This window comes from Halobacillus sp. ABR2_026, from assembly GCF_056158545.1.
In genome coordinates this window covers 1,857,987-1,882,451 of record NZ_JBSWTM010000001.1, presented here as the reverse complement: position 1 = coordinate 1,882,451, position 24,465 = coordinate 1,857,987, and the positions used below count along the sequence as shown (strand labels likewise).

General features: G+C 44.0%; 20 protein-coding genes and 2 pseudogenes. 1 reads left to right on the top strand and 21 read right to left on the bottom strand.

Features of this window, described 5'->3' with window-relative positions; all coding sequences use genetic code 11:
• Positions 1–3: 3 nt before the first annotated feature.
• The 6 genes and pseudogenes from ACXADE_RS09720 to miaA form a co-directional block, all read right to left on the bottom strand.
• A complete protein-coding gene (locus ACXADE_RS09720) occupies positions 4–408 on the bottom strand; it encodes a MerR family transcriptional regulator (protein WP_474980277.1) in 405 nt (134 codons plus the stop codon).
• Between the two features lie 115 nt (positions 409–523).
• Positions 524–1,771 carry a methionine gamma-lyase family protein gene (locus ACXADE_RS09715; protein WP_474980276.1) on the bottom strand — a complete coding sequence of 416 codons (1,248 nt, stop codon included), beginning with the start codon at positions 1,769–1,771 and terminating at the stop codon, positions 524–526.
• A gap of 53 nt (positions 1,772–1,824) precedes the next feature.
• Positions 1,825–3,056: pseudogene (hflX, locus tag ACXADE_RS09710) on the bottom strand (GTPase HflX).
• A gap of 96 nt (positions 3,057–3,152) precedes the next feature.
• Positions 3,153–4,070, bottom strand: a complete 918-nt coding sequence (locus ACXADE_RS09705; RefSeq protein WP_474980275.1) for an AAA family ATPase — start codon at positions 4,068–4,070, stop codon at positions 3,153–3,155.
• A 162-nt stretch (positions 4,071–4,232) separates the two neighbouring features.
• Positions 4,233–4,457, bottom strand: coding sequence for an RNA chaperone Hfq (hfq, locus tag ACXADE_RS09700; protein WP_474980274.1), 225 nt, complete (start codon positions 4,455–4,457; stop codon positions 4,233–4,235).
• A gap of 45 nt (positions 4,458–4,502) precedes the next feature.
• A complete protein-coding gene (gene miaA / locus ACXADE_RS09695; protein ID WP_474980273.1) occupies positions 4,503–5,432 on the bottom strand; it encodes a tRNA (adenosine(37)-N6)-dimethylallyltransferase MiaA in 930 nt (309 codons plus the stop codon).
• Between the two features lie 184 nt (positions 5,433–5,616).
• On the opposite strand from miaA, the gene ACXADE_RS09690 reads away from it, so the two are divergent.
• Entirely contained in the window at positions 5,617–5,976 is a 360-nt protein-coding gene (locus tag ACXADE_RS09690; protein ID WP_474980272.1) for a helix-turn-helix domain-containing protein, read from the top strand.
• A gap of 111 nt (positions 5,977–6,087) precedes the next feature.
• On the opposite strand, the gene mutL is transcribed toward ACXADE_RS09690, so the two are convergent.
• The 15 genes and pseudogenes from mutL to ACXADE_RS09615 all read right to left on the bottom strand — a co-directional run bounded on the left by mutL (position 6,088) and on the right by ACXADE_RS09615 (position 24,406).
• On the bottom strand, positions 6,088–7,953 hold the full coding sequence (gene mutL / locus ACXADE_RS09685) for a DNA mismatch repair endonuclease MutL (RefSeq protein WP_474980271.1): 1,866 nt from the start codon (positions 7,951–7,953) through the stop codon (positions 6,088–6,090).
• 14 nt (positions 7,954–7,967) lie between these two features.
• Positions 7,968–10,552 (bottom strand): annotated as a pseudogene (mutS, locus tag ACXADE_RS09680) (DNA mismatch repair protein MutS).
• Between the two features lie 284 nt (positions 10,553–10,836).
• Positions 10,837–11,412: an outer spore coat protein CotE gene (cotE, locus tag ACXADE_RS09675; RefSeq protein ID WP_474980270.1), complete on the bottom strand. Its 576-nt coding sequence runs from the start codon at positions 11,410–11,412 to the stop codon at positions 10,837–10,839.
• A 170-nt stretch (positions 11,413–11,582) separates the two neighbouring features.
• On the bottom strand, positions 11,583–12,008 hold the full coding sequence (locus ACXADE_RS09670; RefSeq protein WP_474980269.1) for a YlbF/YmcA family competence regulator: 426 nt from the start codon (positions 12,006–12,008) through the stop codon (positions 11,583–11,585).
• Positions 12,009–13,580 (bottom strand): tRNA (N6-isopentenyl adenosine(37)-C2)-methylthiotransferase MiaB, encoded by a 1,572-nt coding sequence (gene miaB / locus ACXADE_RS09665; protein ID WP_474980268.1) that lies wholly within the window; start codon positions 13,578–13,580, stop codon positions 12,009–12,011.
• A 244-nt stretch (positions 13,581–13,824) separates the two neighbouring features.
• The gene (locus ACXADE_RS09660; RefSeq protein ID WP_474980267.1) at positions 13,825–15,000 is read right to left on the bottom strand and encodes a glycine C-acetyltransferase; all 1,176 of its coding nucleotides are present in this window, start codon (positions 14,998–15,000) and stop codon (positions 13,825–13,827) included.
• A gap of 19 nt (positions 15,001–15,019) precedes the next feature.
• Positions 15,020–16,060 carry an L-threonine 3-dehydrogenase gene (gene tdh, locus ACXADE_RS09655; protein WP_474980266.1) on the bottom strand — a complete coding sequence of 347 codons (1,041 nt, stop codon included), beginning with the start codon at positions 16,058–16,060 and terminating at the stop codon, positions 15,020–15,022.
• Between the two features lie 354 nt (positions 16,061–16,414).
• Entirely contained in the window at positions 16,415–16,675 is a 261-nt protein-coding gene (locus ACXADE_RS09650; protein ID WP_474980265.1) for a stage V sporulation protein S, read from the bottom strand.
• 108 nt (positions 16,676–16,783) lie between these two features.
• The gene (locus ACXADE_RS09645) at positions 16,784–17,581 is read right to left on the bottom strand and encodes a TIGR00282 family metallophosphoesterase (protein WP_474980264.1); all 798 of its coding nucleotides are present in this window, start codon (positions 17,579–17,581) and stop codon (positions 16,784–16,786) included.
• Between the two features lie 86 nt (positions 17,582–17,667).
• Entirely contained in the window at positions 17,668–19,230 is a 1,563-nt protein-coding gene (gene rny / locus ACXADE_RS09640) for a ribonuclease Y (RefSeq protein WP_474980263.1), read from the bottom strand.
• 305 nt (positions 19,231–19,535) lie between these two features.
• The gene (gene recA, locus ACXADE_RS09635) at positions 19,536–20,579 is read right to left on the bottom strand and encodes a recombinase RecA (RefSeq protein WP_474980262.1); all 1,044 of its coding nucleotides are present in this window, start codon (positions 20,577–20,579) and stop codon (positions 19,536–19,538) included.
• 166 nt (positions 20,580–20,745) lie between these two features.
• Positions 20,746–21,984 (bottom strand): competence/damage-inducible protein A, encoded by a 1,239-nt coding sequence (locus ACXADE_RS09630; protein WP_474980261.1) that lies wholly within the window; start codon positions 21,982–21,984, stop codon positions 20,746–20,748.
• Positions 21,981–22,559 carry a CDP-diacylglycerol--glycerol-3-phosphate 3-phosphatidyltransferase gene (gene pgsA / locus ACXADE_RS09625; RefSeq protein WP_474980260.1) on the bottom strand — a complete coding sequence of 193 codons (579 nt, stop codon included), beginning with the start codon at positions 22,557–22,559 and terminating at the stop codon, positions 21,981–21,983. The genes ACXADE_RS09630 and pgsA overlap by 4 nt, the downstream gene beginning before the upstream one ends.
• 116 nt (positions 22,560–22,675) lie before the next feature.
• Positions 22,676–23,596, bottom strand: coding sequence for a helix-turn-helix domain-containing protein (locus tag ACXADE_RS09620; protein WP_474980259.1), 921 nt, complete (start codon positions 23,594–23,596; stop codon positions 22,676–22,678).
• Positions 23,597–23,614: 18 nt separating this feature from the next.
• Entirely contained in the window at positions 23,615–24,406 is a 792-nt protein-coding gene (locus tag ACXADE_RS09615; protein WP_474980258.1) for a DUF3388 domain-containing protein, read from the bottom strand.
• Positions 24,407–24,465 lie beyond the last annotated feature (59 nt).

Sequence of the window (24,465 nt, the reverse complement as noted above, 5' to 3'; positions counted from 1 at the left end):
AGATTAATGGAAGAACCTGGACATTTCTCCCTGTCTAATTGCTAATTTACCTTGTCTTCCCGCTGTGAATAGTTCTCGTTGTAACATCCGACGAAGCTCTTTTTCAGTAAGTTCATTGTGCACTTCTTTCACTTGCTTTTCATCATACGCTTCATTTTCTGAATCGCTGTGCATCTTCAGAACTTTTTTAATTCCGGCCATGTTGACTCCCTGATCGATCAGATCTTTAATTTCCAACAGTCGATCGACATCATTGAATGAAAACATGCGGCGGTTCCCTTCTGAACGCGCCGGCTGAACAAGCTCATGCTGTTCATAATACCGAATTTGGCGTGCAGTAAGGTCTGTCAAAGATTGAACAATCCCCATCGGGAACAACGGCATAGAACGACGAATTTCATCACTCATCGATGTGCCTCCTCCCCATAAGAATGATACTTTAATTATACGTCACGCAAGGGATATGTCAACATATGTGAGGAATGTTCACACAATTTATGAAAGGGGTATCATACCTTTCTCTTCAAGCTTTGACCATTCCCTCATCTACCATCTGTGCTACAGCCTGGACGACAGCAAGCTTAACATGTGCATACGTCAGTCCCCCTTGAACGAAAGCTGTATAGGGAGGTCGGATAGGACCATCCGCCGTCAACTCGAGACTCGCCCCTTGGATGAACGTACCCGCTGCCATGATGACTTCATCATCATATCCCGGCATTGCACTTGGCTCTGGCTTGAAGTGGGAGTTCACAGGCGAAGCTTGCTGGATGGATTGACAGAACTTGATCATTTGATCGGCGGTTTGAAAATTAACCGATTGAATCAAGTCAGTCCGCTTGGCATTAAAACCAGGATTTGTATCAAAGCCCCATTCACTCAGGTATTTGGAAGTGAAGATCGCTCCTTTCAGCGCTTCTCCTACGACGTGTGGTGCAAGGAAAATCCCCTGATACATTTCCTGAAGGGTGTTTAAGCTCGGGCCAGTTTCTTTCCCTAAACCAGGAGCAGTCAAACGGTAGCTGCATTTTTCAATGAGGTCGCTCCGCCCTGCGATGTATCCTCCAACTCTTGCAATCCCTCCGCCAGGGTTTTTGATCAATGAACCAGCAATCAAATCCGCTCCTACTTCCAAAGGTTCTTTCATCTCCACGAATTCACCATAACAATTATCTACAAAAATAATGACCTCTTCATTGATCTCACGTACGAATCGAATGATGGACTCCAAAGCATCAAGCGTAAAGGAAGGGCGGTCCTCATAGCCTTTCGATCGCTGGATGGCAACGACTTTCGTTTGATCATTCATAGCTGCGCAGATAGTAGATCGGGAGAAGTCCCCGTCCTCCTTCAACGAGACCGACTGATACCCCACACCGAAATCTGAAAGCGACCCTGTATCACGTTCGTCTTCAGAACCGATGACGTCTCTCAATGTGTCATAAGGTTCCCCCGATATGTATAGAAGCTCATCACCAGGACGGAGCACCCCGAACAAGGCGGTTGTGATGGCATGAGTCCCTGATATGAGCTGTGGGCGAACGAGAGCGTCTTCTCCTTTAAAGATCTCCGCATAAAGGGCCTCGAGGGTATCCCGTCCAAAATCGTCGTAACCGTACCCTGTCGTCGGATTAAAATGGGAGTCGCTGACTCTTAATTTGTGAAAGGCTCTCAACACTTTCGCTTGGTTGTATTCAACGATTTCATCGACAATTGCGTGCGGAGCCTTGATTTCTTTTTCCACTCGGTTTTTTAATTCTTGAATATTCATGATGTAACCTCTTCCTATCTTGCGTAATTTCATTTATGTTTGTAATTTTCCATCTAAAGGATCTGATGTTTCAAAGGGTGTTCAGGATGAATGAATCCATGCAGCGCATACCCTTCTTTTTCCTCATAAAAATGGATGCTTGTTACCATACTGTAGGTTTTGAACTGCTGAAGCCGCTTCCCTTCTTCAGCTGGAATGAAAACATCATATTCATCCCATTCCTCTTTCAAAACTTCTTCCATTTTGTGAAGGACGCGTTTACGATCGATTGGATCATGGACACTGACCGTCAATGAAGGAAAGGAATGAGGAATAAAGTCGCCTTGCAGCAAGTCTTTTTTATTGTAAACCGTTAATATAGGGAGCTGGCCTGCACCGAGATCTTCCAATAGCCGAAGAACCGTCTTCTCCTGTTGAATGTGGTCAGGGTGAGAAGCATCCACCATGTGAATGACAAAATCAGCTTCTGTCACCTCTTCAAGCGTTGATCTGAAAGCTGCAATCAACGTGGTCGGCAAATCCTGTATAAATCCTACTGTATCAGATAAAAGTGCCAAAAATCCTGACGGGAGGCTCATTTGCCTTGTCAACGGGTCGAGTGTCGCGAATAACAAGTCTTCCTCGAAAGATTGGCTATCTGTTACTCTATTGAAGAAAGTCGATTTCCCGGCATTCGTATAGCCCACGATAGCGACTTGAAACGCCCGATTTTCTTTACGCCGTTTTCGATACTGCTCACGCTGTTTCACGACGGCATCCAGACGTTTTTTGATGTCATCAATTCTTCTTTGAATATGGCGGCGATCCGTTTCCAATTTAGTTTCACCGGGACCACGGGTACCGATCCCCCACCTAAACGGGAGAGAGCTGTTCCCTGTCCAGATAGACGAGGCAGCAAATATTGCAGCTGAGCAAGCTCAACTTGAAGCTTACCTTCTTTCGTACGCGCCCGGCCTGCGAATATATCCAATATCAGCTGACTTCTGTCTATGACACGCACACCTACCCTGTCAGCAATGTTCCTTAACTGACCAGGGGACAGTTCATCGTTGAATATGACGAGTTCTGCTTCCACATCTTCGGCAGCTTCTCTGATCTCTTCTAATTTCCCGTCACCTAAATATGTAGCCGGGTGAACCCGGTCACGCTTTTGAGTAATAATTTTACACACTTCTCCGTCAGCGGTTTCCGTTAAGGACTGCAGTTCTTCCAAGGAAGATTGAAACCGCTCCTCCTGTTCCTGTGGATCCTTTCTCGCTACTAATACTACCAACTCTTTTGACATAAATCTTCACCTACTTTTCCATCTGCCTGTCTCCTTCTCATCATAACAGAAAACGGAGCGGCATGAATATAGACACACTTCCTGCGAGCCAGGAAGCTAAAAACTGAAATCCTCCGCCTCCAAGGTCATTAACGTCCTCTTTTTCGGATGGGGGCTTACGACCACTCTCCAAGCATGTTTGCGGATGGCTTCTTCAATGAGATTCCTTACATAACGAGCATTTGAAAAATTCTCCTCACGCCTTGTATAGACGATATGCAAATGTTGAAAAAGCTTTCGCTCCGCCTCTTTCGTTAAACAATATTCCCTCTCACTAATCATTCCAAAAGCAATCTGAGTAAGTTCTTTTGCCGTGTAGTCCTTGAAGGAGAGCTGAATGGGGAAGCGCGAAGCAAGCCCTGGGTTTAGTGTTAGAAAATCTTCCATTTCTTCGGGGTAACCAGCAAGTATGATAATAAACTCATTATGATGGTCTTCCATGCATTTAACCATGGTATCAATCGCTTCCTTGCCGAAATCTTTCTCCCCGCCTCTTGCTAAGGAGTACGCTTCATCGATAAAGAGAACACCACCGAGTGCTTTATGAATCAAGTCTTTAGTCTTCTGAGCGGTGTGACCGATGTATTCACCAACCAGATCACTCCGATCCGCTTCAATGAACTGCCCCTTTTCAAGGACACCTACATCCCGAAATAAAGCGGCCGCCATTCGGGCCACCGTCGTCTTCCCCGTGCCAGGGTTTCCGTGGAACACCATGTGAAGAACTTGTTGGTTCGATTTAAGACCCACTTCCTGTCTTTTCTTAGACACGAGGACTTGTGCGTAGATCTCCTTCAACCTTACCTTCAATTCTTCCATCCCAACTATGGAACGAAAGCACTCATCAATTTCCACAAAAGGGGCGGCTGTCTGTTCGAGTGCTCCATTAGTGGATGCAGGCGCAGCTTTTTGTTTGGAATCACTTAACACAATGTTGATCGTGCCGGGTCTCGCTATATTTGCCTGGGGTTGCACATCGATCCCTCCTCATACTTCTTCATCATACGCATATGGAAGTCCACCTGTGACAAACGCCCAAGGCCGAACATGCTTTATTCGCTCATCTCAAGTAAAAATGAAAGAAGCGGGCACCTTTACAAGGCACCCGCTTCTGGAACATTTTCAGACCATTTCTACCTATTCTTTATCCAATGTAACATTTTTAATAGGAGCAAAAGTGGAAATTGCATGTTTAAAGATCAATTGCTGCTTCCCTTCTGTCTCCAGCAAAACAGTAAAATTGTCAAAGGCTTTAACAATGCCTCTCAATTGAAAACCATTGAGCAGAAAGACGGTTACCTGCATGCGTTCTTTCCTTAATTGATTCAAATAATTGTCCTGAATATTAACTGATTGGGCCATGGATCTTCCTCCTCTATTCTATCTGTAAATATACGTTTCTACGTATTAGCCGATCTTTCCTGCTAAATCGTCTAAAATTGTTTCAAATTTCTCCTCATAATTCGAAGGGTCAATCTCATACCAAGTGATGTCCATTTTGTTCTTAAAATAGGTATACTGACGCTTCGCATATCTCCTGGAGTTCCTTTTCAAGAGCTCGACCGCTTCTTCAAGTGTACAGGATCCTTCAAAATAAGGAATCAATTCCTTATAACCAATGGCCTGCATCGATTGAGCACCTTTTAAGCCGCTTTCCAGTAAATTACGAACTTCTTCCAGGAGGCCTTCCTCCATCATTTTGTCGACTCGCTCATTGATTCGTTCATACAATAATTCCCTGTCCATTTCCAAACCGATCAGATGAGGAGAGAAAGGGGATTCCTTTTGTTGTAGATGATGACGGTCACTCATTGCCTGACCTGTCGTTTCATAAACTTCAAGGGCACGGAGAACCCGCCTCTCATTGTTCGGATGAATTCTCGCTGCCTGATCAGGGTCTACTTCCATCAAACGACGGTACATATAGTCCCTGCCCTTATCTTCCAGCTGTTTTTCAAGTTTCTCCATCTTTGCCGGGTCCTTTTTCTGCTCAGAGAATTGAAAGTCAAAAAGCGTCGCTTGTATGTACAGACCCGTGCCTCCTACAAGGACCGGAAGTTTCCCCCGTTTGTGAATGTCCCAAATCAAATCCTGCACTTTACGTTGGAACTCTGCTACTGAGAACGGTTCATCAGGATTCTTGAAATCAATCATGTGATGAGGGATTCCCTGCATCTCATCTTTCGTAACCTTCGCTGTTCCGATATCCATCTTCCGGTAAATCTGCATGGAATCTCCACTGATCACTTCCCCATCAAATCGACTGGCCAATCGAATTCCCAAATTAGATTTCCCTACAGCTGTAGGACCAACAACAGAAACTACCACTGGTTTCATTATCCCACCCCCTTTACACGTCTCTATTATACATGAATGGCTCTACAATCATACCTCAGACCATATACTAACGCAATCCGTTATACCCGCTAACGGATTGCGTTAGTAATATTCAAAATATTCGTTAGTTTGACTATCGCATTTCGTTAGTATGTGTTATAGTATAGAAAAGGAGGCGTCTTAAGTGGTCCATGAAAGAATTCGTTCACTTCGAAAAGAGAGACGTTTAACACAATCGATGTTGGCTGAAAAAGTCGGTGTGTCCCCACAAGTCGTATCGAATTGGGAGCGAAGCTATACTTCTCCAGATCTTGAAGATCTTACGAAGATCGCGAACGCCCTTCATACCACCGCTGATTATCTCCTCGGTTTAAGCGATCAACAGGAAGATGAAATGCGTGAAATTAAACAACTCCTGGAAACGAAGGGATATTCAAAGCCTGTTTTTTTCGATAAAAAAGCATGGTTTGGAATCCAGCCGGAAGATATCAAACAAATTGATAACTATTTCCGCTTTCTTCTCCAGCAAAAAAACATTTCTTGAACAGCCCCCTACCCAACCTTTGCACTCATTTATAATAAGGTGATTATAATTATATTATGTAAACCCATATTAAAAAGTAAGAGAGGCACCGTAAAATCGGTGCCTCTCTTTTTACATTACTCGTTTAAACATTTTTTCCATCTCATACTCGGAAAAGAAAACAATGATGGGTCTCCCGTGGGGACAAGTGAATGGATCAGTCGATTCTCGTAAATCCTCAAGGAGCTGGAACATATCGGTCTGATTCAAATAATGATTTGCTTTGATCGATCGTTTACAGGACATTAATATCGCAGCTTCTTCTCTCAGTTTAAGAATATCGATTCGGTCATTCTCCATCAGCTGTTGGATCATCTCATGAATGACTTCTTCTTCAAATCCGGCAGGAAACCACTGGGGATGACTCCGCACGATATAAGTCGTATCACCGAAAGGCTCAAAGAAGAGTCCCACTTCTTCCAGAGAATCCTTATATTCTTCAACCCTCAACGCTTCAGCTTTCGAAAATTCAAAAGTCATCGGAACGAGAAGCTCCTGCACTTCATGGTGCACTTCAGAAAGTTTATCACGGAAAAACTCATATTTTATTCTTTCCTGTGCAGCGTGCTGATCAACGATATACATACCATCTTCATTTTGGGCAAGAATATACGTTCCATGCAGCTGACCGATCGGATGCATTGTTGGCACTCTGCGAGGCTGGTCTTTCGTTGTGTTCCTATGCCCCTTTTCCTCTTCAGGAACAAAAGAATCCTGATCATCGAATTTTTCTTCTGCAGACGGGACCATTTCGCGGATCAATTGGTTTTGATGGTGCTGAAATTCATCCGCCTGCCGCGGGGGCTCTTCCCCTTTTTCCACGAGGTGCTCCACCGTAGATGCCCGCTCGCGGTGAGCGTCCTCCTGCCTCGACTGATAAAGGTCGAATGACTCCTGAGCTGTTCTTTCCTTTGCTGGTTTCGGTTTTGTCTCCGAGACGTCAGGAATGAGCGTCTGTTTACGGAAAGATGCCCGAACGGTTTCTTCCAATAATTCATATAATTCTTTTTCTTTACTGAAACGCACTTCCATTTTGGACGGGTGTACGTTTACATCGACGAGAATGGGATCCATATCGATATTCAATACGACAATCGGGCTTTTACCAATCGGCAAAAGGGTATGATACCCCTGGAGCACAGCTTTGTTCAAAGGGATGCTACGGATAAAGCGTCCGTTTATAATCGTCGACATATAGTTTCGTGATGCCCGGTAGACTTCAGGTTTCGCGATGTAACCATCAATTTTAAAATCGGCGGTTTCTACTTGTATGGGAATCATTTTTTTCGCAACATTCATTCCGTATATGTGGGCGATGACCTGAAGAACATCTCCCCGACCATTTGTTTTGAAAATTTGCTTTTCATTATGAGTGCAAAGAAACTGTACTTCCGGATGCGCTAAAGCGATCCGGTTCAATACATCTGTCACATGACCAAGCTCGGTGTGGATGGTCTTCATATATTTTAGACGGGCAGGTGTATTGAAGAACAATTCCTCAACCGTAATATCCGTCCCCTGTCTTGCATCACTTTTCCCTTTTGAGACGAGGTGCCCACCTTCAAGGTTCATTTTGGTACCTGCCTCCGCACCGGTAGATGTTTGAATACTTAAGCGGCTGACAGCGGCTATACTCGCCAGTGCTTCTCCACGAAAACCAAGGGAGCGCACATGAAAGAGGTCGTTCTCATCAAGAATTTTACTCGTCGCATGTCTGTGAAAAGCATGCTCGCAATCCTCTTCGTCCATACCCTCCCCATCATCAATGATCCGGATCCGCTGCAAACCCGCTTCCATTAGTTCAACCTTCACCCATTTGGCACCTGCATCAATACTGTTTTCTACCAGTTCTTTGACGACAGAGGCTGGGCGTTCAACAACTTCTCCGGCGGCTATTTTATTGGCTAAGTGGTCTGGCATCAGACGGATACGCGCCATCTCTGTTTCCTCCTTTATGATTTCAACCGTTTTTGAAGTTTGTACAATTCGTTCATGGCATCCATTGGTGTCATCTCCATAAGATCAAGTGACTCCAAGTGCTTTTCAATAGAGGCCCGCTTCTTATGTGACCCTGTCTTCTCAGGTTTTTTCTCCTCTATGAATAAACTGAGCTGTTCCTCAGGTTCTGCCTGGACAGACGGTTGCTTGCCATGATCTGATCCCGCATTCTCCAGTTGATTAAGAAGAGCCGTTGCTCGATTGATAAGAGCGTCCGGTAGTTGAGCAAGCTTCGCCACATGAATCCCGTAACTTTCATCGGCAGGTCCCTCTTTGATCTGATGAAGGAATACGACATTCCCTTCATATTCTTCCGCACGTACATGAACGTTCTTCAACCGCTGGAGTTGATCCTCCAATGATGTCAACTCATGATAATGAGTGGAAAACAATGTTTTCGCATTGATTTCTCCGTGAATGTATTCAACGATCGCTTGAGCCAGTGCCATTCCGTCATATGTGCTCGTCCCTCTGCCGATTTCATCTAAAAGGATCAGGCTGTTTTCAGTAGCATGGCTCAACGCGTGGTTTGCTTCAAGCATCTCCACCATGAATGTACTATGACCAGAAACAAGGTCATCAGCAGCTCCAATCCTAGTGAAAATTTGATCAAACACCGGAAGATTGGCAGATTGACATGGAACAAAGGACCCCATTTGACCTAACACAGCCGTTAATGCCAGTTGGCGCATATACGTACTTTTACCAGACATGTTCGGCCCGGTAATCAGCAGCATATCTGTTTCTTCGTTCATATAGATATCGTTCGGTACAAACGTCCCTTCCTGCATTACCTTTTCGACGACAGGGTGGCGTCCCTGACGGATGTCAACGACCCGCTGTCCCTGATACTCCGGCCTTACATATTGATTGGATTCCGCGGCCTGGGCAAAACCTTGAAGAACATCAATACGGCTGATTGCTCGGCAAGCTGCTGCAGCCTCTTCACATAGGTTTTCACTTTTTCCCTGACCTCTAAGAAAAGTTCATATTCAAGTTCCACACTTTTGTCCTGTGCTTCAAGAATCATACTTTCTTTCTCTTTCAATTCCGGTGTAATGAAGCGCTCTGCATTTGTAAGGGTCTGCTTTCGTTCATAACGTCCTTCAGGAAGATGTCTTAAATTCGCTTTCGTCACTTCAATATAGTAACCGAACACACGGTTATAACCAATTTTCAATGATTTGATCCCTGTATCTGCTCTTTCTTTTTGCTCAAGTTCTGCGATCCATTGCTTTCCATTCTTAGAAGCATATCGATAATCATCGAGCTGTTGATGAAAACCATCCTGGATCAGTCCACCTTCCTTAATGGTGATCGGAGGGTCATTAGCGATACTTTCCTCAAGGAGTTCTTTCAACTCTTCTAAAGGATCGATGTCCTCATAAAGTCTACCGATAGAAGGGTGAGAGAAATTCGAAAGCGTCGACAAGATCTCAGGGATATGATTTAAAGAGTTCTTCAATTGAATCATATCTCTTGCATTGACATTGCCAAAGGCTACTCTACCGGCCAGGCGTTCCAAATCATAGACGTTCGACAGGTTTTCTCTTAAAGTTTCCCGCTCGAAAAACTGATCCAGGAAGCCTTCCACCTGGTCATGCCTTGTAGCAATGGCATCAGCTGACAATAATGGACGCTCCATCCACTTTTTGAGCATACGTGCCCCCATGGATGTAACGGTTTTATCGATGACGGACAGGAGACTGCCGGCCTTACCTTTTTTTCTGATGGTCTCCAGCAATTCCAGGTTTCGCTTGGAATACATATCGAGGGTCATGTACTGTTTCAACTCAATGACGGTGACAGGCTGCAGATGATCCAGCGAACGTTTCTGTGTATGCTGGATATAGTTCAACAGCCTCCCGAATCCGGTCAGAAGCTTGTCCTGGTGTACATCTTTGACAAGAGAGTGGAATTCCGAAGAAATCTCTGTCTCTCCCTGATGCGACACCGTATAGTCCAGTCGATCGATCAACATCTGCTTATGTTCAACATCAAAATCATGGGATACGACAACCTCTTTGACCGGACGGCTGTACAATTCGCTTAACGCTGCATCAAATCCGCCTGGAATTAAAGCCACACTATTCTCTCCTGTGGTCAGATCATTGTAACTGACCACATAAGAACCATCGTCGAATGCGCTCAATGACGCCAGGTAGTTGTTTTCTTTTTCATCGAGCATATTGCCTTCCATGACCGTACCTGGAGTAATAAGCTGGACGACTTCCCGCTTCACGACTCCCTTTGTCGTTTTAGGGTCCTCCACTTGTTCACAAATGGCCACCTTGTAGCCTTTCTCGATCAACTGCTTTATGTAATTATCTGCGGAATGGTAAGGCACTCCGCACATTGGGATTCGGCCGTTTTCTCCTCCGTCCCTACTTGTGAGTGTAATCTCCAGTTCCTGGGATGCCTTTTGAGCATCTTCGAAGAATAACTCATAAAAATCGCCTAACCGGAAAAACAGAAAGGCATCTTTTTGGTCTGCTTTAATTTTTAAATATTGCTGCATCATGGGTGTGTATTGTGCCATAGGGTAAACCTCCAAAACGTGCATAAGATTCTCCACCCATTATAGCATACGAGGCAAATAATCTTACACGAAAGAACATGACATTATGAAAGGTTATGGCATGAATACCAAAGTATTTGTTTTGAGATTTTTTGTGTAGGGTCTGCGGGGAATGCCCTGCTTTCCGCGGGAGCGCGGAGGGGACTCCCCCTCCACAAAATCCAGTACTTCGATCAGGAGCTCCTATATAATTTCCATACGAAGAGAAAAAAGAAATCCTCGCTGAGGCAGCAAGGATTTCATAATCAATCGTGTTTATCGTGATCTCTGTCTGAAGAGGATGGTAGGAAGTCCGTTTCAATCGCAGAAAAATCATCAGACGATAAGTCGTAATCATAGTCATCGTCTTTGTCACAGCCATGAGGATCCACTTTCACGCACAACTTCGTCTCACCGATGACGTCTACACAAAACTCTCTTTCTACTTCTACAACAATTTTCTGTCCGTTACCTGAAATGTTTGCTTCCAAACAGTTCGGCTGTTGGACGACCTTAGCAATTACCTCAAAGTCATCATGTACACAATTATCATCTTTTACTGCCAACTTGACATAATCACAATAGCTGACTCGTTCAGTTACGACTTCTGTCTTTGTATTATCATTATAAGAATACCAGACGTTCACATCATAACTTCCAGATATTTCAACGTGATCTCCTTTCTTCTTGGCATTGTAGATGTGATTGATGACCCAGCAACCTAGGATGCTAGTCGGACGGTGCGAAGGGCTGATGGTGTGTGTGGATTCTGTAAACTTTTTTCCTTTGCCGATTACAGCTTTCGTAATAATTTCTCTGTAATCTCGTTCAAAAAAAGACATAGGGTTTCACTCCTCCTTATTCTACCACCCATCCTATGCTTGGGTTGGGCGAATGGTGACTAACGGGAAAATGGCCTAAGGACGTGTTTAATTCATTCTATGCACTAGCCCATAAAATTGTACGAAAAAAATCCGCCAGAGGGGAAAACCCTCTGACGGAAGTGTATGCATCAATGACCGCAACCATGACTTTGTTTATTAGAACCCGTTTCTCCCTGCAGTACATCTCCACCTGTAGAGCGGATGACCTCATTCGTAACTTCACGGGAAATTGTGTTAGATACCATTTGCAGAATATCATTTATGATCGTTTGCGAGTCTTTAAATTCTGCCACCACAGGAATCTCGTCCAGCTCATCCTGGAGACGATCAATTTCTTTTTCAATGCGCTGCAAAGCTTCTGTTTTTCCATAGGCCTGGAAATTGACCGCCTGCTTTTGCAACGCTTTAATTTTCTTAATGTGGGACTGCACTTTCTGATTTTCATTCAACTTTGCTTCTAATTGCTTGAATCGATCGATTTCCTCGATATCAGCCATCATTTTCGCCAATTTTTTCGCTTCTTCTACCACTTGTTGTCTCGTATATTGTCCCATTTACTTCACCTCTGCGTTGATTTCTACTAGTTCACCATCAAGGGACCAGGTTTTTGCTTTTGTCACTCTGACTGGTACAATTTGTCCAATCGTCGACTCTGGTGCACGGAAATTGACCAGCTTGTTCCGTTTGGTATACCCAGCAAGAACGTCCGGATTATTTTTACTTTCACCTTCGACCAATACGTCTACGACTTCACCTTCATAGGTTTTCATAGCATCAGCCGATTGTTGATTCACAATTTTGTTCAATCGCTGCAATCGATCTTTTTTCTCTTCCATTGATACGTTATCTTTCATTTTGGCTGCAGGGGTGTTGTCCCTCGGAGAATAGATGAACGTATAGGCGGCTTCAAAGCCGACTTCCTCTACAAGTGATAACGTATCCTGGAACTGTTCTTCCGTTTCATTCGGGAAACCGACGATGATATCTGTCGTCAAAGTAGCTTCCGGCATCGCTTCCCGTATTTTCCGCACAAGCTCTAAATATTCTTCTCTTGAATACTTCCGGCCCATGATTTTCAGGATTTCCGTATTCCCCGATTGAACAGGGAGATGGATGTGATCGAGCATGTTTCCGCCTGTTGCAAGCACTTCAATCAGACGATCATCAAAGTCACGTGGATGCGATGTTGTGAAACGGACCCTTGGAATATCAATTCCACGAAGCTCATCCATGAGATCTCCAAGGCCATACTCCATATCAAGGTCTTTACCGTACGCATTGACATTTTGCCCGAGAAGTGTGATTTCTTTATACCCTTGTGCTGCAAGGTGACGGACTTCCTGGATAATATCCTTTGGAAGGCGGCTTCTTTCCTTCCCACGTGTATAAGGAACGATACAGTAGGTACAGAATTTATCACAGCCATACATGATGTTCACCCATGCTTTGATCTTTCCTTTTCGGGACCTTGGTAGATTCTCGATGATGTCTCCTTCTTTAGACCAGACATCAATAACCATTTCTTTCCCGAACATCGCTTCTTTCACAAGTTGAGGGATTCTATGGATATTATGTGTACCAAATATAAGATCGATAAACGGATGCTTCTTCAGAATGCGATTCACCACAGATTCTTCCTGGGACATACATCCGCAAATACCGATGATCAAATTCGGATTCTCCATCTTAAGAGGCTTCAAATGTCCGATTTCCCCGAATACTTTATTTTCTGCATTCTCACGGATCGCACAAGTATTCAAAAGAATGATATCCGCTTCTTTTGTATCTTTAGTAGCTTCGTAACCCATTTCTTCAAAAATTCCAGCCATTACTTCAGTATCATGTTCATTCATTTGGCAGCCGTATGTACGGATCATATATTTTTTTCCTCTTCCTGCCTGATCCATATCTTCCGGAATTTCAAAGTCATAATGCACATCTGTCTCTTTCCGCTTTCTCCGCTGTGCATCCCGCATATTCGGGGGTTGATAGGTGGTTTCAAAATATTTGACAAAATCTTCACTTGTTTTTTGTTTTAATCGATTGAGATTTTCTTGTGACGCCTGATCATCACCTTCGGAAGGCTGACGAATTTGGTTCACTTCTCTACGCTGCTGTTCGTTCATAATGATCTCCTTTCAATCCGAACATTCTAACTTTACCATTATATCAAGTTTCACATGATAAATTAAGCGTAAACATGAATTCCACCATTTTTCCATCAGTGCCCCAGCTACATTTCCCTACAGACACCCTTCTCCCATGACTCTTTAAATAAGGAATGACTTGCCATTTCTTATTTAAAGAGGTTCATCAAAAAGATGTCATGAAAAAACCAGCTATTCAAACGATAGCTGGTTTTACAATAGGTTAGATGATACCTAATTTTTTGCCGGCACGCTCAAAAGCATCAAGAGCTTCCTGTAATTCTTCTTTGGAATGCTCCGCCGTGACGATGGTACGCACTCTTCCTTTTCCTCGTTGGACAGTGGGGAAGACGATTCCTTGGGCAAAGACCCCTTCCTCAAACAGTTCATCTGATAATTTATGCGTAAGAGCATCATCTCCTACCATAACCGGTGTGACCGGTGTTTCACTGATGCCGGTATCAAAACCAAGGGCATTCAGACCATCCTTGAAGAACTTCGTATTGTCCCAAAGCTTTTCAATGAGTTCCGGCTCTTCAAGTAACACATCGATCGCTGCATCATTCGCTGCCGTAACTGCAGGTGGGTGAGACGTACTGAACAAGAACGGACGTCCTTTATGAATCAGATAATCCCTAAGCGTTTTCGTACTTGCAACATAGCCGCCAAGAACACCGATGGCCTTACTTAATGTACCGACTTGGATGTGTACGCGTCCATCTAAATTGAAATGGTTTACAGTTCCACGACCATTATCTCCGAGAACACCACTTGCGTGTGCATCATCAACCATGATCAACGCATTGTATTTCTCAGCCAGTTCGACGATCTCCGGTAAAGGAGCGATGTTTCCATCCATGGAAAATACACCATCCGTCACGACAAGGCGTGTACGGTAATCGCTACTTTCTTTCAAAGCAGATTCCAATGACTCCATATCCACGTGTTTATAAATTTTGCGGTCCGCTTTCGTCAAACGAATCCCATCAATGATGGATGCGTGGTTCAGCTCGTCAGAAATCACAACATCTTCTTTCCCTAGAATGGACGACAAAACCCCTTGGTTCGTCGTGAAGCCGGACTGGAAGACGAGGGCCGCTTCTGTATGCTTAAATTCAGCTAATTTCTTTTCAAATTCTTCGTGCATTGTCAACGTTCCAGCAATTGTACGGACAGAACCGGTCCCTACTCCATATTCCTCATTTGCTGATTCAGCCGCTTTTTTCATTTTCGGATGAGAAGTGAGGCCTAAATAGTTATTGGAAGAAAGCTGGATCACTTCTTTCCCTTTGATGGTCACCTTCGATCCCTGGGCAGACTCCAACGGGATCAACGTACGGAATGTCCCTTGTTCCTGCATTTCATCCAATTCTCTTTGTAAGTATTCAAAACCTTTCATAAAACATCCTCCTTACCTTTTATGGGTGTAAAACTACTTTTCCACATTGTCCTTGATTCATCAAGTCAAAGCCCTGCTCAAATTCCTCCAGCTTCAAATGGTGGGTGATCAGAGGAGCGACATCCACTTGCCCTGATTGAAGGAGACGGGAGACTTGCTGCCAGGTTTCATACATTTTTCTTCCGGTGATTCCCTGGACCTCTACGCCTTTGAACACGATATCATTTGTAACATCCAGACTTACACGTTTTGTAGGCAGACTTAGAATGGAGACACGACCGCCATTGGTAATCATCTTAAACCCTTGGTCCATCGCCACAGGGTGCCCGCTCATCTCACAAACGACATCTACTCCATGCCCTTCTGTCAATTCCCGAGCTTTCTCCACAGGATCGATTTCACCCGAATGGATGATGGTAGTCGCTCCCATTTTTTCAGCTAACTCAAGCCGATAGGGATTCAAATCAAAAGCAAGAACTTGTGAAGCACCAGCGGCTTTAGCTACTCCAACAGCCATTAAACCAATAGGACCACAGCCGATGATAGCTACTGACTTCCCAGCAACGTCTCCATTGAGAACCGTATGTACCGCATTCCCCATCGGTTCCTGGATAGAGGCGATATCTGTTGGCATTTCATCAGGGTTTCTCCAAAGATTATCGGCTGGTAAAGCCACATACTCAGCGAAACACCCCTGTGTATCCACACCAATGATTTTAGTGTTTTCACAAATATGAAATTTACCCGTTAGACATTGTGGGCAATGCCCACATACTAAGTGGGTTTCCGCACTGACGTAATCACCCGTTTGAAATTTATGCACTTTGCTTCCGACCTCGACGATTTCTCCAGAGAATTCATGTCCGAAAACGTAAGGGGGCTTAACCCGGCTTTCAGACCACTCATCCCAATTATATATGTGGACATCCGTCCCACAAATAGATGTCGCTTTTACACGGATCAATACTTCGTCATCACGGATCTCCGGAATCGCAACTTCCTGCATTTGCGCCCCGGGACCTCTGTGATGTTTGACGATAGCTTTCATCGTTCCATTCACAGTGAACACTCCCAACCTCATTCATTCGGTATCAAACCTTTTATATTCATAATAGTAACATGTATTACAAAAAACGCAAATAACTATGTCCACTGGAAAAGAACAGATGATCATGTAAATGAATATGGCCTCACCCTATAGGTTTACGGAGCCCGTGGAGTTCATAAAACAGAAGTTGTGCCTATCTAACAAATTTATCCACCCGCCTTTACCATGTTTCACCACCATAAAAAAGCGCACCCAAACCCGGGTACGCTTTTTACCTTCCATTCTATTTGCTTTCATCCATAAGGATTAGGTATGTGCTAGCAGAATCATACATCCAGACATTTTCACTGTTCTCTATTCCTCCATTTAACGAGGTTCGACGATCAATTTGATCGCTGTCCGCTCCTCCTCGTCAATGAGTATATCGGTAAATGCCGGAATGCAAATCAAGTCCATGCCGCTTGGGGCTACAAAACCTCTCGCTATCGCTACAGCTTTCACTGCTTGGTTCAAGGCCCCGGCTCCGATTGCTTGAATTTCGGCCGTCCCACGCTCTCTTACTACGTTTGCCAAGGCTCCTGCTACTGAATTAGGTACGGATTTGGCTGATACTTTTAAGACTTCCATTACTAGCTCCTCCTTCAATCACTATAGTTGTTCCATAACTACTATATTCTTGGAGATGTAGGATATTACCTTTTCATTATGAATGAATTTGTCGCAAAATTCAAATAATCACTCAAAGAATGGATGGTCATCGTTGATCAATATACGTTGGACTTTCTTTGATTTTCCTGTTTTGTCATCTACATCCACCAAGAAAGCACTTAATTGTGCTCTTCCCTTTTTTGGAACTTCAAAACGTACAGGTAAGTTTGTAAGGAAACGCTTCAAGACCGCTTCCCTTTCCATTCCGAGAATGCCATCATAAGGACCTGTCATGCCCACATCGGAAATATACCCAGTCCCTCCAGGAAGAATCCTTTCATCAGCTGTCTGAATATGCGTGTGGGTCCCGACGTTTACACTCACTCTACCATCTACGTACCAGCCCATCGCTTGTTTTTCGCTGGTTGCTTCCGCATGAAAATCGAGGAAGATCACAGACGTGCGCTTTTTGGCTTCTTCAATTAACTCATCGACTTTCCTGAAAGGATCATCATTCGGGGATAAGAATGTACGCCCTTGTAAATTGATGACTGCGACTTCCCCTTTTGGTGTTTTCACATAAGTGATTCCTTTTCCAGGTGTGCCCTCGGGGAAGTTTGCCGGACGGATTAAGTATTTGGCATCATCAATAAATTCGAAGATTTCTTTTTTGTCCCAGGCATGATTCCCAAGCGTAACCGCCTGCGCCCCTTTTTCAAGGAAACGCCGATAGATCTTCTCTGTAATTCCTTTTCCTGATGCTGCATTTTCACCGTTGACAATGGTCACCGCTGGTTGATACTTCTGTTTGAGCTTTGGCAGATACTCATCGACCATTTCACGCCCAGGTGAACCAACAACATCACCAATAAATAAAATTCTCATATAATTCAACCATCCTTTAGCAAATGTTTCTATATTATTCCCGGTAAAACAGAAATGAAGCGGCCGGGAAGGCCGCTTCATTCATTTTATTTCGCATACTCCACCGAACGTGTTTCGCGAATAACAGTAACTTTAATATGACCTGGATAATCGAGTTCTCCCTCGATTCGATTTCGGATATCTCGTGCTAATCTTGTTGCTTCAAGATCATCAATTTCATCAGGACGAACCATGATGCGGACTTCACGTCCAGCTTGGATTGCGAATGATTTCTCTACGCCATCGTAAGACTCTGAAATCTCTTCCAGTTTTTCAAGACGTTTGATGTAATTTTCTAAGGTTTCACTTCTAGCTCCAGGACGTGCGGCAGAAAGGGCATCAGCAGCTGCGACTAAAACGGAAATGATAGAAGTCGGCTCTTCATCACCATGGTGTGAAGCAACAGCATTAATAACTGTTTCATTTTCCTTGTATTTCATCGCAAGCTCTTTACCTATTTCTACGTGACTTCCCTCTACTTCATGATCAATGGCTTTACCGATGTCATGAAGTAGTCCGGCACGACGGGCCAGGGTTTCGTCTTCACCTAGTTCAGCAGCTAGCAGACCGGAAAGATAAGCGACTTCCATGGAGTGTTTCAAGACATTTTGTCCATAACTTGTACGGTACTTCAGACGACCCAGAATCTTAATCAGATCCGGGTGCAATCCATGTACGCCAACCTCAAAAGTCGTCTGCTCCCCAACTTCGCGGATATAGTCATCAACTTCTCTTCTAGACTTGTCCACCATCTCTTCAATACGAGCCGGGTGAATACGACCATCCTGAACCAGTTTTTCAAGGGCCATTCTTGCTGTCTCCCGTCGGATTGGATCAAAGCCTGAAAGGATGACAGCTTCCGGTGTATCATCAATGATTAAGTCTATCCCAGTCAACGTTTCCAACGTACGGATGTTACGGCCTTCACGTCCAATGATACGGCCTTTCATCTCATCATTTGGAAGGTTGACGACGGAAACAGTCGTCTCAGCCACGTGGTCGGCTGCACAACGCTGCAGGGCAAGGGAAAGGATGCTTTTAGCCTTTTTATCAGCTTCTTCCTTCGCACGGTTTTCAGCTTCTTTGATCATGAGAGCTGATTCGTGCGAAACCTCTTGTTCGACGCGTTCTAAAATCATCTGCTTCGCCTGGTCTGATGTTAAGCTCGAAATATGTTCAAGCTCTGTTTGCTGTTCTTGAAGCATAGCTTTCACTTTGCTTTCCATTTCTTCAATTTGTTGTTGTCTCTCGGCAAGAGTCCCTTCTTTCTTTTCGAGTGAAAGATCACGTTGGTCAAGCGTTCCACTCTTACGATCAAGATTCTCTTCTTTCTGAGTTAAACGATTTTCAGTTTTCTGCAGTTCCATGCGGCGTTCGCGGATTTCATTCTCCGCTTCCTGGCGAAACTTCTGGTTCTCTTCTTTCGCTTCAAGAAGAGCTTCCTTTTTCGCTGATTCTGCATTGCGATGACCTTCTTCCACAATCTGTTTCGCAAGGTCCTCAGCGCTGGAAATTTTCGCTTCCGCAATCGATTTCCGAATAAGATAACCAACAACAGAACCGATGATAAGGGCAAGCAAAATGAAGATGAGCGAGGATATTATATCCATAATTTCACCTCCTCTTGCTATGAACTTGGTCCGTTTGTCGGCAATTACAAACGTTTCATTTTCAGTTTCATTTGTTTAAGATAAGGGTATAAAGATGAAAATGATACACATTCATTTTATGCTTGACTGCAAGGAATGTCAAGGAAACGCCCTATGTATCTGCTAACATATTCAAATATTCCAAAATGTCAGTCTTTTAATCCCTTCAAATAGACTGCTAATCTCTACCAAAACTAATCATTCGTAAAAAAATCGAGTATGAAACGTTTGTTTCATACTCGATTTTGTTGTCTTCACTATTTGGATTAAACGTCCAATGTTTCCTGACCTTCTTTAGCAGCTGCGTCTGAATTTTCTTCATCAGCTTCCATCCCGTAATGGTCGCGAATAAGTTTCTTCACTTCTTCATAAACTTCTACATTTTCTTTAAGGTATTGCTTTGCATTTTCCCTACCCTGACCAAGTCTGTCATCATTATAGGAGTACCACGATCCGCTCTTCTGTATAAGGTCAAGATCTGTACCGATATCAAGGAGTTCTCCTTCACGGGAAATTCCTTCTCCGTACATAATATCGACTTCAGCCTGCCTGAACGGAGGTGCCACTTTGTTTTTGACTACTTTCAGGCGGGTTTTGTTACCGACCATTTCATTTCCCTGCTTCAATGTCTCTGCACGGCGAACTTCCAGCCGAACGGAAGAATAGAATTTCAGCGCGCGGCCACCAGGAGTTGTTTCAGGATTACCAAACATAACCCCCACTTTTTCACGAATCTGGTTAATGAAGATCGCTGTTGTCTTCGACTTATTGATTGCGCCTGATAGTTTACGCAACGCCTGAGACATCAAACGAGCCTGGAGTCCAACGTGAGAGTCTCCCATCTCCCCTTCAATCTCAGCTTTTGGAACAAGAGCAGCTACAGAGTCAATGACGACCATATCTACTGCTCCACTACGCACAAGTGCTTCAGCGATTTCCAATGCCTGTTCGCCTGTATCAGGCTGGGAAAGTAGAAGTTCTTCAATATCTACACCCAGCGCTCTTGCATAAACAGGGTCCAACGCATGCTCTGCATCAATGAAAGCTGCCTGGCCGCCTTTTCTTTGAGCTTCAGCAATCGCATGAAGGGCGACTGTGGTTTTACCTGAAGATTCCGGTCCATAAATTTCTACAATTCTACCTCTTGGGTAGCCGCCTACTCCCAAAGCAACGTCAAGAGCTAGAGAGCCACTAGGAACCGTGTTTATTTTCTGCTCTGCGCCTTCCCCCATCTTCATGATTGAACCTTTTCCGAATTGTTTCTCTATTTGACGCAATGCCATATCTAATGCTTGTTTACGATCGCTCATTCTATACCGCCTTTCAAAATTTCTATCCTTATCATAACTTGTTTTTGGTCGTTTGCCAACTAAAAAGCGAATAAATGTTCCCATTTTTTTAATGTGCATAAAAGGTGCGATTTTTCTATTTCTTCTGTTGAAATCTTAAAAATCGCACCTCTTTTAATAATAGAAGTTATTTTTTTAGTTTGTGGAAAATAATTTCAAAGGCTTTCTTTACGGATCGCTCCCTAATTTGGTCCCGTCCACCTTGAAAATGGAATTTCTGCACTTCGGGTTTGCGTTCACCCACCTGCAGTCCGATAAACACTGTACCTGGTTTATGGCCTTCGCTATCATCTGGTCCAGCGACCCCTGTGAAGCTTACTGCAATGTCAACATTTAAAATAGCCTGTGCATTTAAAGCCATCATTTCTGCACACTCAGGGCTGATGGTTCCGTATTTTTTTATCAGAAACTTAGGAACCTCGAGAATCTTCTCTTTCATCTCAGGAGTGTAGACGGTAAGCCCGCCCTCACAAACAGAAGACGCTCCTGGAAGAGCGATGAGCCGTTCCAAGAACTTACCACCAGTGAAGCTTTCTGCAGAACCGATGGTATACCCTCTTTCCTTTAAGAGATCTCGCACTTTTTCTTCAATTGTAATCGAGTCACTGCCATAGTAGTACTTTCCGACATGCTCCAAGATGGATGTTTTCAAGTGAAGAATTTTCGCTTTAGCTTCTTCCGTTGTTTCCCCTGTCGCTGTCAACCTTAAACCCACTTCTCCTTCTGATGCGAGAGGGGCAATGGTCGGATTCGTCTGGGTACTTATGAAAGACTGGAGTTCGGTCTCTAAATCAGACTCCCCAATTCCTATGAAACGCATCATTTCCGAGACGATCTCTGACTCTAAATGATAATTTTTCTTAAGATAAGGGATGACATCATGTTGTGTAATATACTTCATTTCCCTCGGCACACCGGGGAGGAAGACCCACAATGTCCCTTCATGATTGACCATTTGTCCAGGTGCCATCCCTTCAGGATTAGAAAAGACCGTGGACTGTTCGAACACTAGGGCCTGCTTTCGGTTGTTTTCTGCCATCGGTTTTTGATTCCGTTGATAATACGCTTTAATTTTATCCATCGATTCGCTATGTTCCACTAACTGCTGTTGTAAGATCATTCCACCGGCATCACGGGTTAAGTCGTCCTCTGTAGGGCCGAGCCCACCTGTAACGATGACAAGATCAGATCTCTTTTGAGCCGCTGCAAAGGAGTCTCTCACCCTTTGGAGGTTATCGCCGACAACCGTATGATGATAAACAGAAATTCCAAGCCCGGCAAGGCGGCTGGAAATCCATTGCGCATTCGTATTGGCAATTTGTCCTAAAAGCAATTCAGTTCCGACAGCTATAACTTCTGTCCTCATTTCGAATCTCTCATCACATGCCAATTTTTCTTGAAATAATCATACCCTGAATACACAGTGATGATCAGTGCCAAGTATAGCGCTATCATACCTAACGGAAATCCGATAAATGCAAAAGGCCAGTTGTGTAAAAGAAGAAGAGAAATAGCAATGATTTGGATCCAAGTTTTCAACTTGCCCATCTGGCTAGCTGCGAGTACGCTGCCTTCCCCGGCTGCCACTAAACGAAGACCGGTTACTGCGAATTCACGGCTGATAATTAATATGACGATCCACGCTGGAGCGAGACCAATTTCAACAAGTAGAATCAACGCCGCACTGACCAGCAGTTTATCAGCAAGAGGGTCTAAAAATTTACCCAAGTTCGTCACTAAGTTATACTTTCTAGCAATGTAGCCATCGATCCAGTCTGTTGTAGAAGCAATGATAAACAATACAGCCCCAGCTAAGTGTGAGACCGGAAGTTCACGGTCTTCCATTTGAAATACTCCCCACTCAAATGGATAGCTCATGAGGAAGATGAAAATGGGGATTAGAAAAATTCTTGATAATGTAATTTTATTCGGTAAATTCATTTGGCCACTCTCCTAACAGTCATATCAATAAATGAAAGGCTGCCCGTCCAAGAAATGCGCTTTGCACACTTTCTATGATTCGCCGGAGCAGCCTGTTCATGATTATATTTAATTTCCTAGTTGATCTGCAACAATAATTTCTGAGTAGACACTCCCGGTTTAGGGAAAGGAATTTCTTCTCCGCCTATTTTAACGACTGTTCCTGGTGCATTCCCAGTCTTCACGTACAGTTCAGTTTTATCGCCAAGATCAAGTGTAAGGGGAGAATCAGCGGGCGCATACTCTTTCGCCGTTACTAAATCTTCACCATTTTTAGGAGCTTTCACTTCCATATAGGCTCTCCCGGTCAATTCAATCGTCACCGAACGCTCCGTCACGCCACTAATTTCATACACATGCTCAGGGAACGATCCGGTCCCTTCTTGGGTAAGTTGAACCTCTGTTTTTCCGGTATCCTCTTCAGGGTTTTCTGCTTTCTCTTCATTGGCAGATTCTTCATCAGATGAGGTCTCTTGCGTTTCATCACTTTTGTCTTCATCAGTCTGAGCTTCTTCTCCGTCTGATTCTTCATCTTGAGAAGTTTCCGGGACACTGATTTCATTGTTGGAATCATTATTCGGATCAGCATTTCCATCATCGGATCCACTCATATTCTGCAACACCAGCCAGACCACTAAAATCAGGCCGACGATCAAGCCAACCGTCAAAATTGTTGGCAGTACCCGTGAAGAACGGCTGCTTTTTTGAGAAACTTCCTTTTTCGTCCGCTGCACCCGGCTGTACTGAACCGTACTCTCATCATCAAAGGTCGGAAGTTCACTTTTGTGCTCTTCCATCACCTCTTCAGGATTAAGTCCGACAGCCGATGCATATTCCCTGATGAACGCACGGGTGTAGAATTTACCCGGCAGCACTTGAAATTCATTCTTTTCGATTGCCTGGAGGTAACGTTTTTGTATTTTGGTCGTTTCCTGCAATGATTCTAAAGACAAACCCTTCGATTCCCGGGCTTCCTTCAGTCTTTCTCCAATCTCCATGTTAACACCATCCAATTTCTAAAAATCGAACATGGAAAAACCTTCATTCATTGACATTTCTTGTTTTTCCACAGGTTCATAAGTAATTTCTTCATCTTCGTTATTTCGAAGTTCAATAATGTAATCAAAATCATCCATCGTGTATTCTGTTTCCTGAACAAATATATCCGGATGTTCGATCACTTTCGTTGCAGGGAGCCTCATAATTTCCCGAACGAGCTGCCAGTGCTGCTCATTGGCCCGCTTTGCAGAAACGATTCCATCAATGATATAAAGATTGTCTTCACTGTATTCTTCATCAATCAATTGATTGCGGACCGTCTGTTTAAGTAAAGTGCTTGAAACAAACAACCAGCGCTTATTGGCACATACACTCGCTGCTACGACAGACTCTGTTTTACCGACGCGCGGCATCCCCCGGATCCCGATCAATTTGTGTCCACCTTTCATGAATAATTCGGCCATGAAATCGACAAGCAGACCCAGATCTTCCCTGTTGAACCTGAATGTTTTACGATCATCTACATCACTATGTATATATCGGCCATGCCTTACAGCCAGCCGGTCCCGTAATTTCGGACGGCGAAGCTTTGTCACTTTGATTGTATCCATTGTATTCAAAATCGATCTCAGGCGTGTGATCTGCTCTTCATCTTTACATAACAGCAGCATCCCACGATGTGAATTTTCCACTCCATTGATGGTGACGATATTGATCGCCATCATCCCTAACAGTGAGGAGATGTCCCCAAGCAGTCCTGGGCGGTTATATTGAATTTCATATTCTAAATACCATTCTTTCTTTTCCATAATACAACTCCTCTGAAAAATTGTCGTTATTTGTCAAAGTCGAGTGATTTATGGAATTT